Origin of the sequence: Actinomadura rubteroloni, assembly GCF_002911665.1 — a bacterium.
Classification (GTDB): Bacteria; Actinomycetota; Actinomycetes; order Streptosporangiales; family Streptosporangiaceae; genus Spirillospora; species Spirillospora rubteroloni.
Genome location: NZ_MTBP01000004.1, coordinates 532,439 through 542,245, shown reverse-complemented (window position 1 = coordinate 542,245; position 9,807 = coordinate 532,439). Strand labels below are relative to the sequence as shown.

Below are 9,807 nucleotides of genomic sequence, written 5' to 3'. Positions count from 1 at the left end.
CCGCTCGAGTACCCCGAAGGGCCTTTCCGCTCGACTTGCATGTGTTAAGCACGCCGCCAGCGTTCGTCCTGAGCCAGGATCAAACTCTCCATCAAGGTCCCAACGACGACACCGGGGGCGAACCCGGAACCGCCAAACCTCATGAAGGGATCGAAATCCCAGCATGCCGACCCCAAACGGGACCGGCTTGCCTCAAAGAAATCCCAGACCACCACGCGAACACGAGTGGCCTCGGGGACGACCCGAACCATGTCGGGCCGTTATAAAGGCACTGGCTTTTAACACGCTGTTGAGTTCTCAAGAAACGGACACCCACCGCGCTCCCACCACTTCCGTGATGCTCGCTCCGGGGCGACGTTTTCTACTTTATCAGATCCGCTCGGACTGTCAATTCCGCGCTTTTCCGATTCCTTTGCGCCGGGTTCGCTTTCGCGTCCGTCCGCAACGGCTCCGCTATTTCACCAGAGATCCCGCGGATGTCAAACCCGCAATTCCCGGCGCACCACAACACACCAGACACGGCGCAAGCCGACACTGGAGAAGGTTGTCGTGGAGGTCCCTCGGGATCGGTCATCGCGATGCACGCGACGTCCCGCACCCCATCGGGGGACAAGCGATTAACTTACGCGGTCGCGCGTCCGATGTCAAGGCGGGGCGCGCCGCCCGCGTCCGGCACGGTAGGAAGGGTCGGCAAGTGGGCGCATCGGGCCCAAGGGTCGCCTGGTGACCCAATGGTCACTTACGCTCGGGCGGTCGGGTCGTCCAGGAGCTGGGAGCCGCGGACATGGGTGCACCGCATGACGTCGTGATCATCGGCGCGGGGTTCGGCGGCGTCGGGATGGCGATCACGCTGAAGCGCGCCGGGGTGGACGACGTGGTCGTCCTGGAGCGGGCGGAGACGCTGGGCGGGACGTGGCGGGACAACACCTACCCGGGTGCCGCGTGCGACGTCCCCTCCCACCTGTACTCGTTCTCGTTCGCGCCGAAGACGGACTGGTCCCGGCGTTTTCCTCCCCAGCGGGAGATCCTCGGTTATCTGGAGGACTGCGCGCGCGAGCACGGCGTCCTGCCGCACATCCGGTTCGGCGCGGACGTGCGTGGCGCGCGGTTCGACGAGCACGCGGCCGTCTGGCGGGTCGACACGAGCGTCGGCGAGATCGCGGCGCGGGTGCTGGTCTCGGCGTGCGGCCAGCTCAACCGGCCCGTCGTCCCCGAGATCGAGGGGAGCGCGCAGTTTCGGGGCGCGACGTTCCATTCGGCGCGCTGGGACCACGACGTCGATCTGCGGGGCAAGCGCGTCGCGGTGATCGGGACGGGGGCGAGCGCGGTGCAGATCGTCCCGTCGCTGGCCGGACGGGTCGCGCATCTCGACCTGTACCAGCGGACGCCCCCGTACGTCATCGGCAAGCCCGACCGCGCGTACCGGCTCTGGGAGCGCACCGTGCTGGGTGCGTTCCCAGGCGTCCACACCCTGAGCCGGGCGAAGACGTACGCGCAGTACGAGTCCCGCGCAGTGGGGTTCGTGGTGAACCCGAAGCTCATGGGGTTCATGCGCCGCCGGTTCTTGCGGCGGCTGGCGGAGCAGGTCCCGGACGTGGAGCTGCGGCGAAGGCTCGTCCCGGACTATCCGATGGGGTGCAAGCGCGTCCTCATCTCCGACGACTACTACCCGGCGCTGACACGGCCGGACGTCGACCTCGTCACCGACCCGATCGCGCGCGTCACCGAGCACGGCGTCGTCACCGCGGACGGGACGGAACGCCCCGCCGACGTCATCGTCCACGCGACGGGGTTCGCCGCCACCGACTTCCTCGCACCGATGCGGATCGAGGGCCGGGACGGACGCGAACTCGGCGCGGAATGGCGGAACGGCGCACAGGCCCACCTCGGCATCACCGTGGCCGGTTTCCCGAACCTCTTCCTGCTCTACGGCCCGTACACCAATCTCGGCCACAACAGCATCATCTACATGCTGGAATCGCAGTTCCGCTATGTGAGCGCCTGCGTCCGAGCGATGCGGCGGCACGGTCTGGCGTCGATCGAAGTGCGTCCGCGCGTCCAGGAAAGGTTCGTCCGCGCGATGCGCCGGCGGCTGAGCGGGTCGGTCTGGGAAGCGGGCTGCGCGAGCTGGTACCAGTCGGCGGACGGCACCGTCGTCAGCAACTGGCCGGGCTTCACCTTCGCCTACCGGCGGGCGACGCGGCGGCCCGACCCCCGGCACTTCCGCGTGCGCCGCGCGGCTTAGGGTCGGACCATGCCGACTGCCTTCATCACCGGAGCGACCGCCGGGATCGGCGCCGCGTTCGCCCGGCGCCTCGCGTCCGACGGATTCGACCTCGTCCTGCTGGCGCGGAACGGCGAGCGCCTGGACGCGTCCGCGCGGGACCTGTCCGACCGGTACGGCGTGCGCGCCGAGACGGTCGTGGCGGACCTGGCGACGGACACGGGAATCGAGGCCGCCGAGAAGCGCGTTCGCGACGGCGTGGACCTGCTCGTCAACAATGCCGGGTTCGGCAACAACGGGACGTTCCTGGACGTCCCCGTGAACGCCGAGACGACGATGCTGAAAGTGCACTGCGAGGCGGTGCTGCGGCTGACGCACGCGGCGCTGCCGGGAATGCTGGAGCGCGGCCGGGGCGGGGTGGTGAACGTGTCGTCGGTGGCGGCGTTCGCGACGCGCGGCACCTATGGCGCGTCCAAGGCGTGGGTGGTGAGTTTCAGCCGGGGCGTAGCGCACGACATCGCCGCCAAGGGACGGCCGAACGTGCGCGTCATGGCGCTCTGCCCGGGATTCGTGCGGACGGAGTTCCACGAGCGCGCGGGAATGGACGTCCAGGGGATCCCCGAGTTCCTGTGGTTGCCGCAGGACAAGGTCGTCGACACCGCGCTGCGGGATCTGCGGCGCGGCGCGGACATCAGCGTGCCGGGCGCGCAGTACAAGGCGATCGTCGCCCTGTCGCGGATGGTGCCGCAGGGATTGGCGGGACGTCTGTCGTCGCGCGCGGGGCGCCGGTACGACTGAAACAGCGGGTTCGGCGTCCGCGCGTTGTCATCCGGCGATCTAGCCGGGCGCGAGGGCGGGCGGCAGGCTGGACGGTCGCCGTCCGCTCGCCGAGAGGAACCCCCCGATGGGCGACTCGCTGGGCAATTTCGTCCTGGCACTGCTCGCGTCCAGCGCTTATTACGTGGCGTTCGTGATCTTCCGTTCGGCGGCGGAGAAGATGCCGCCGCTGCGCGGGAGCCGGCCGTTCACGGTGGCCCGGTCGATGCTGCTCAGCCCGGTGTGGCTCGGCGGCGGGCTGGTGCTGGTCATCGGGCTGGGGTACGAGGTCGTCGCGTTCACGGTGATGCCGATGACGCAGGTGCAGCCGGTGTTCGCGGTGAGCCTGGTGCTGCTGCTGGTCTACACGGCGCTGTTCCTGGGCGAGCAGATGAGCGGGCGCGAGTGGACGAGCATCGCGCTGTTCGTCGTCGCGACCGTGCTGATCGGGCTGTCGGCGCGGACGGACGGCGTCCTGCGCGTCCAGCTCCACGCGACGGACGTGCTGCGGGCGCCGTGGATGATGGTCGCGGTGATGGGACCGGCGCTGGTCATCGCGGGCCTGGTGTGGCTGGTCGGGGACCGCAGGGCCAGCGGACGGCACGCGCGGCGGCTCGCCGGGGTCGCGTACGGGATCGGGTCGGGGGCGTGCGCGGGGCTCGCCGAGGCGGGGATCCGGGGGATGGCGATCCTCTACCACGACACGCAGAGCGTCGCGGCGGTGGCGCGGTCGCCGTACCCGTACCTGACGGTCGTGTTCGCGGTCATCGCGCTGGTCCAGCTCCAGGTGGCGGTGCAGCGGTGTCGGCTGTCGGTGGTGGCGAGCGTCCTGACCGTCATCGGCCGGACGTATCTGCTGGTCAGCAGCATGATCCTGTTCCAGGAGCGGTGGCCGGGCGATCCGGTCCCGTTCGCGTTGCGCGGCGGCGGGCTCGTCCTGGCGCTGGTCGCGCTGCTGCTGTTCCCCCGGTATGAGAACGCTCCGGACGGGGAAAACGCCGGAGCGGGTGCGGGGCGGCGGTCCGTCGCCTAGATTGCCGGAATGGACCTTCTCCCCCGGACCCTGGTCGCTCTGGGAGTCGCGGCGGGGGTCATGGGGGCGGCCCCCGCGGCGGCCATGGTGGGCGGGACGCCCGCCGACGCGTCCCGGTACCCGTGGCTGGCGGCGGTGGGGTCGCCGCTGTTCCTCGTCCGTCCGGGCGGGCAGTTCTGCGGCGGCGCGCTCGTCGCGCCGGACCGGGTGCTGACGGCCGCGCACTGCGCCGCGCTGTTCAAGTTCGCGCCGGGGCTGATGACCGTGACGTTCGGACGGTCCGACCTCGTGTCCGGCGGCGGCGAGCGGATCGCCGTGAAGAGGATCCGCGTCGACGCGCGGTTCCGCGAGGGCGACTTCCGGGGCGAGACCGTCGAGCACCACGACCTCGCCGAGCTGACGCTGGCGCGGCGGGTGGCGCGCACGCCCGTCCCCGTCGGCACGGCGGGCGGCGCGCGGACGGGCCGGATCCTCGGCTGGGGCCTGCGCAGTGAGAAGGACCTGTTCAACACGCGCCTGCGCGCGGCGGACGTCCCGCTGCCCGGCGACGCGGCCTGCCGCCGGGCCTACGGCGGCGACTACGACGCGGCCGACATGCTCTGCGCGGGGTCCCCGGCCGCCGACACGTGCCAGTTCGACAGCGGCGGGCCGCTGCTCGCCGGCGGACGGCTGGTGGCGCTGACGTCCTGGGCGTACGGGTGCGCGCGTCCCGGTTACCCCGGCGTGTACGCGCGGGTGGCGCCCTTACGGTGAGGAGTTGACATGCGGGTCCTGGTGACGGGCGCGGGCGGTCACGTCGGGTACGCGGTGGCGCGGCGGCTCGCGGCGGACGGGCACGAGGTGTCCGGGCTCGTCCGGGACGTCCGGCGGGAGGTGCCGCCGGACGTGGCGCCGGTCGCCGGGGACCTGCTGGACCCGCCGGGGCTCGCGGCGGCGCTCGCCGGGTCGTCGTTCGACGGGGTGTGCCACCTCGCCGCCGCCACCCGCGTCCGCGATTCGTTCGAGGAGCCGCTGGGGTTCTTCGCCGTCAACGCGACCGGGACCGCGAACCTGCTGGCCGCGCTGCCCGGCGGGGGACGCCCGCCGCGCGTGGTGTTCGCGTCCACCGCCGCCGTGTACGGGCCGTGCGGCACCGAGCCCGTCGGCGAGGACCGGGTGCCCGATCCGCGCAGCCCGTACGGGGCGTCCAAGCTCGCCGCCGAGCACCTGCTGCGGTTCCACGCGCGGACGGGGGCGATCGGCGTGACGGTGCTGCGGACGTTCAACGTCGCGGGATCGGTGGACGGCCGTCCCGACCCGGACCGGACGCGGCTCGTCCCGGCGGCGCTGGAGGTCGCGGCGTCCCGGGCGGAGCGGCTGGCGGTGCACGGGGACGGGTCGGCGGTCCGCGCGTACGTGCACGTGGACGATCTCGCCGCCGCGTACGCCGCCGCGCTGTCGGCGACCGTCCCGGGCGCGGACCGCGTCTACAACGTGAGCGGGGACGAGGCCGTCAGCGTGGCGGCTGTGGTCGCCGAGGTGACGGCCGTGACGGGACGGCCGGTGCCGGTGGAGCACCGTCCGGCGCGGCCCGAGCCGTCCCGGCTGGTGGGCGACGCTTCGCTGATCCGCCGCGATCTCGGCTGGCGCCCGCGCCGGTCCGGCCTGACCTCGATCGTCACGGACGCGTGGAACGCCGTGGTCGCGGGCCGGGGCTAGAATCTGCCGCGTGTCCGCCGCCAAGTTCGAGATCCAGATGCTGCACGACCGCGTCATGATCCGGAGCGAGAAGGACGCGGGCGAGCGCCGCAGCAGCGGCGGCATCGTGATCCCCGCGACGGTCGAGCAGTCCAACCGGCTCCAGTGGGGCGAGGTGTGCGGCGTCGGCCACCACGTGCGGACGGTGAAGGTCGGCGACCGCGTCCTGTACCACCCCGACGACCAGTTCGAGGTCGACGTCCAGGGCGAGAGCTACCTGGTCATGCGGGAGCGGGACCTGCACGCCGTCGCCAACGAGCGTCCCGAGCACGGCACCGGCCTGTACCTCTGATCAGCGTGCCGGGGACGCCGGCCGGGTCGCGGTGACGGTGACGGTCGCCATCCCCGGTTCGATGAGGCCCGGACGCGACAGCCGGTCGATGACGGCGGGAACGTCGTCCGGGCCGATTCCGGGCAGCTCGGTGATCGCCGGGCCCAGATGCCGGATCGTCAGCCGCCAGAACCGGCCCATCGGGGTGTCGTGGGCCGTGGTGGGGCAGGTGATGCGCATCTTGACGTCGGTCAGGCCGCACTCGGCCGCCTCGCGGGGCAGGTCGAGCGGCCACTCGCAGTCGGTGCCGATCCGCTCCGCGAGCACCGTGAACACGCCCATGGACACCCTGCGGTAGGTCTCGTCGCGTGCCGCCCACAGCGGGAACAGGGCCGACTCTTCGAGGACCACCTGGCCCCCGGGGGCCAGCCATCCGGCGATGTCGGCCAGGACCCGGCCGCGTTCGGGGAGGTGGGACAGCAGATAGCGGGCATGGATCAGATCGAAGGACGCGTCGGGGAACCCGTCCGACGTCACGTCGTGGCGGACGTACTCCAGGTTGGCGTGGCCGGCGGCGTCCAGGAAGCGCAGGTCCAGGTCGGTCGCGGTGACCTGCGCCGCGGGGTGGCGTTCGGCCAGCCGGCGCGCGACCGAGCCGGTGCCCGCCGCCAGTTCCAGGCAGCGGCGCACGGATCGTCGCGGCAGCGCGTCCAGGGCCTCGAAGGAGACCGGATCGAGCACCGCGCACAGCGCCTCCAGGCGCTCCCGCTCGTCGGCATGAGCATGGCTGAAGACGTCGTCGCCGTAGCGTTCGGAGTGGCGGGTCGTCATGACGTCGCTCCTTTCCCCGGGGTTCCGGGATCGGTGGGCGGAGCGACGGCGACGATGTCGGCGGCCGACAGCGACGCGCAGCTCCGGTGGCCGGTCAGCGCGAGGGCGCCGGTGAACTCTTCGCGCAGGCTGCGCAGGACGTGCTCGACTCCCGCCTGTCCCCCGACGGCCAGGCCGTACAGCCACGGGCGTCCGATCATCACGGCGTCGGCTCCCAGCGCCAGCGCGATCAGCACGTCGGTGCCGGTGCGGACGCCGGAGTCGAACAGGACGGGGACGCGTCCGGCGACCGCCGTGGCCACCGGCGGCAGGCAGTCCAGCGCCGCCACTCCGCCGTCGAGCTGCCTGCCGCCGTGGTTCGACACGATGAGGGCGTCGACGCCCGCCGCGCACAGGCGCGCCGCCTCGTCGGGACGGCACACCCCCTTGACGACGATCGGGAGGCGGGTCCACGAACGCAGCAGGGCCACGTCCGCGGGCAGGAGCGCGGGCCGGGTGAAGACCCGGTTCCACGTCGAGGCCGCCGCCTCGATCATCTCCGGGGTGAGGCGGTCGCGGTCCTCGGGCGCGGAGCCGAACCCCGCCAGCTCCCAGAACCGCCGGTCCGAGATGTAGTTGCCGAGCCCGTGCGCGTGCTGGAAGGGGAAGAAGCCCGAGGACAGTTCCCGGGTCCGCCACCCCGCCACGTGGCAGTCGCCCATCACGACCAGCGCGCCGTATCCGGCGGCCTCGGCCCGCTCGATCAACGAGCGGGCCAGCTTCTCGTCGTCGGGCCACGCGAACTGGAACCACCTGCGCCCCTGGGGAGCGGCGCGGGCGACCTCCTCCAGCGAGGCCGACGTCACCGCCGACAGCACCTGGACGGCCCCGGCCCGCTCCGCCGCCCGCGCCGCCGCCACCTCGGCCTCGGGGTGCGCCAGCTCCGCCACCCCCGCCGGGGCCAGCATCACCGGCATGCTCATCGGCGTGCCCAGCACGGTGGTGGACGCGTCGGCGGCGGCTCCGTCGCGCAGGACCCGGTAGGTCATCCCCCACCGGCCGAACGCCGCCTCGTTCGCCGCCACGGTCCGCTCGCGGCCCGCCCCGCCGGCGATGTAGTCGAAGTACCTGCGCGGCAGGTCCCGCCGCGCCGCCTCTTCCAGCCCCTTCGGTGTGAAAGGGAACGGACTCCCTCCGTCGGCGAACACTTGGGCCTGGTAACTGCCCGTGTAGGCCATGGCACCGGCTCCTTCCCTCGTTGACGCTCACGTGCTTTTCGCCGTCCCGGACCGCACTTCCGGTCGCGGAACGGACGGCTCTATCCCAGTAATTCGCCGAGGGCCGAGCAGAACAACGAGATTCCGCTCCCGGACATGTCACGCATGCGGAGAACGTCACGCCTTCTCGGTCGTGGCCCGGCCGACGCGCGAAGTCCGTCGCCGTTCCGCAGTGCGCTCGTCCGCACGTCGGCGGCGGCATGTCGTGACAATCAGAAAAGGCGTGACATGTGGACCGCGCGACGCCCTGGCATCGAAATCAGATCGCGGAGTAGGCAGGGAAGAAGGAGCCGTCATCCACCCGATTCCGGAAGGACGCGCATGCCACGCGAAACAGAGTCGACCACCGCAGGCCCCCGGGTGAACGGGCACGGCCCGCCCGGACGGGCGATCCGGCGCGGAACCGCCGTCATCTTCCCTGGTCAGGGCGCTTACCGGCCGGGCATCCTGCATGAACTCCGCACCGCCTCGCCCGACTCCGACGCCGTGCTGGAGGAGATCTCCGCCGCGCTCGACGGCGGACTCGACAAGCTGCTCGGCGGGGACGGGGACGCGTCGGCGGCGGAACTCGCGGCCGACGCGCCGGATCTGCTCCAGGCGGCCATCTTCGCCGCCTCGGTCGGCCTCTGGGCGGCCCGCCGCCGCGACCTCCCCGACGACGCCGTGCTGCTCGGGCACAGTCTCGGCGAGATCGCCGCCGCCACCTGCGCGGGAGCCTTCTCGATCAGCGACGGCGCCCGGGTCCTCCAGGCGCGGAACGAGGCGCTCATGGACCTCGCCTTCCGCGACGGCGGCATGGTCGCTCTCGGGCTCGACGCCGCGCGGGCCTCGGCCCTGATCCACCTCGCCGACGACCCGACGCTCGCCGTGGCGTGCCGGAACGCGCCGGACCAGACGGTGGTGTCCGGCTCGTCCGGCGCCCTGGTGCGTGTCGGGGAGATCGCGCGTGCGCTGGCCGTGCCCGCCGCCGCGCTCCCCGCGCCGTTCCCGTTCCATGGACCGCGCATGGCGCCGGTCGTGGCCCGGCACCGGGAACTGATCCGCGACGTCCCGCAGCGGCCCCTGTCCCGGAACCTCTACTCCACGCTGCACCACCGGCACCTGACCGACGCCGACGACGTCCGCGCGACGCTGGTCGACCAGGAACTCGTGACCGTGGACTTCCTGGACGCGGTCCGGACGCTCCACGCGCACGGCGTCCGCGACTTCGTCGAATGCGGGGCCGGCGAGATCATGAGCAAGGTCGTGCGCCGCAGCGTGCCCTCGGTCGACTGCCGGACCTGGGACGAGCCGCGAGAAGACCGGACCGAGCCGCAGCGGCCGACGCCGGCGGAGCCGACGGACGAGCGGGCCGCCGCGCCGGACGAGCCACGGGACCCCCCGCCCGAGGACGTCCTCGACGCCCTGCGCTCGCTCTACGCCGAGGTCCTCGGCTACCCGGTCGAGGTCATGGAGGACGACTCCGACCTCGAAGCTGACCTCGGCGTCGACTCCCTCAAGCAGACCGAACTGCTCGTGCGGGCGGCGGGACGGTTCGGGCTGCCCAACACCAACGACCTCAAAGTGTCCGACTTCCCCACGCTGGCCCACGTGGCCGAAGAGGTCCGACGCCGACTCGACCGCGACGCGAGGTGAGGGG

The 9,807-nt window shown here is 72.3% G+C and carries 9 protein-coding genes and 1 rRNA gene; 7 read left to right on the top strand and 3 right to left on the bottom strand.

Annotated elements, in window-relative coordinates:
• Positions 1-95: ribosomal RNA gene (locus tag BTM25_RS26650) — 16S ribosomal RNA — on the bottom strand; the annotation flags it as partial.
• A gap of 689 nt (positions 96-784) precedes the next feature.
• Between BTM25_RS26650 and BTM25_RS26645 the strand changes: the two genes are divergently transcribed.
• The 6 genes from BTM25_RS26645 to BTM25_RS26620 all read left to right on the top strand — a co-directional run bounded on the left by BTM25_RS26645 (position 785) and on the right by BTM25_RS26620 (position 6,102).
• Positions 785-2,245 carry a flavin-containing monooxygenase gene (locus BTM25_RS26645; RefSeq protein WP_103565842.1) on the top strand — a complete coding sequence of 487 codons (1,461 nt, stop codon included), beginning with the start codon at positions 785-787 and terminating at the stop codon, positions 2,243-2,245.
• Positions 2,246-2,254: 9 nt separating this feature from the next.
• Entirely contained in the window at positions 2,255-3,022 is a 768-nt protein-coding gene (locus BTM25_RS26640; RefSeq protein ID WP_103565841.1) for an SDR family NAD(P)-dependent oxidoreductase, read from the top strand.
• A 106-nt stretch (positions 3,023-3,128) separates the two neighbouring features.
• Positions 3,129-4,073 carry a DMT family transporter gene (locus tag BTM25_RS26635; protein ID WP_103565839.1) on the top strand — a complete coding sequence of 315 codons (945 nt, stop codon included), beginning with the start codon at positions 3,129-3,131 and terminating at the stop codon, positions 4,071-4,073.
• A 9-nt stretch (positions 4,074-4,082) separates the two neighbouring features.
• Positions 4,083-4,826: a serine protease gene (locus BTM25_RS26630; RefSeq protein ID WP_103565838.1), complete on the top strand. Its 744-nt coding sequence runs from the start codon at positions 4,083-4,085 to the stop codon at positions 4,824-4,826.
• Positions 4,827-4,835: 9 nt separating this feature from the next.
• On the top strand, positions 4,836-5,771 hold the full coding sequence (locus tag BTM25_RS26625; protein ID WP_103565836.1) for an NAD-dependent epimerase/dehydratase family protein: 936 nt from the start codon (positions 4,836-4,838) through the stop codon (positions 5,769-5,771).
• A gap of 10 nt (positions 5,772-5,781) precedes the next feature.
• Positions 5,782-6,102, top strand: a complete 321-nt coding sequence (locus BTM25_RS26620; protein ID WP_103565834.1) for a GroES family chaperonin — start codon at positions 5,782-5,784, stop codon at positions 6,100-6,102.
• Here BTM25_RS26620 and BTM25_RS26615 read toward each other — a convergent pair whose 3' ends face one another.
• Together BTM25_RS26615 and BTM25_RS26610 are read right to left on the bottom strand one after the other, a co-directional pair.
• On the bottom strand, positions 6,103-6,912 hold the full coding sequence (locus BTM25_RS26615) for a class I SAM-dependent methyltransferase (RefSeq protein WP_103565832.1): 810 nt from the start codon (positions 6,910-6,912) through the stop codon (positions 6,103-6,105).
• The gene (locus BTM25_RS26610) at positions 6,909-8,129 is read right to left on the bottom strand and encodes an alpha-hydroxy-acid oxidizing protein (RefSeq protein ID WP_103565830.1); all 1,221 of its coding nucleotides are present in this window, start codon (positions 8,127-8,129) and stop codon (positions 6,909-6,911) included. The genes BTM25_RS26615 and BTM25_RS26610 overlap by 4 nt, the downstream gene beginning before the upstream one ends.
• A 360-nt stretch (positions 8,130-8,489) precedes the next feature.
• Between BTM25_RS26610 and BTM25_RS26605 the strand changes: the two genes are divergently transcribed.
• Positions 8,490-9,803: an acyltransferase domain-containing protein gene (locus BTM25_RS26605; protein WP_168212253.1), complete on the top strand. Its 1,314-nt coding sequence runs from the start codon at positions 8,490-8,492 to the stop codon at positions 9,801-9,803.
• Positions 9,804-9,807: the final 4 nt, after the last annotated feature.

Coding starts and splice junctions, on each gene's coding strand:
- BTM25_RS26640 (WP_103565841.1), top strand. CDS start 2,255: ATGCCGACTGCCTTCATCACCGGAGCGACCGCCGGGATCGGCGCCGCG.
- BTM25_RS26615 (WP_103565832.1), bottom strand. CDS start 6,912: ATGACGACCCGCCACTCCGAACGCTACGGCGACGACGTCTTCAGCCAT.
- BTM25_RS26605 (WP_168212253.1), top strand. CDS start 8,490: ATGCCACGCGAAACAGAGTCGACCACCGCAGGCCCCCGGGTGAACGGG.
- BTM25_RS26645 (WP_103565842.1), top strand. CDS start 785: ATGGGTGCACCGCATGACGTCGTGATCATCGGCGCGGGGTTCGGCGGC.
- BTM25_RS26625 (WP_103565836.1), top strand. CDS start 4,836: ATGCGGGTCCTGGTGACGGGCGCGGGCGGTCACGTCGGGTACGCGGTG.
- BTM25_RS26610 (WP_103565830.1), bottom strand. CDS start 8,129: ATGGCCTACACGGGCAGTTACCAGGCCCAAGTGTTCGCCGACGGAGGG.
- BTM25_RS26630 (WP_103565838.1), top strand. CDS start 4,083: ATGGACCTTCTCCCCCGGACCCTGGTCGCTCTGGGAGTCGCGGCGGGG.
- BTM25_RS26635 (WP_103565839.1), top strand. CDS start 3,129: ATGGGCGACTCGCTGGGCAATTTCGTCCTGGCACTGCTCGCGTCCAGC.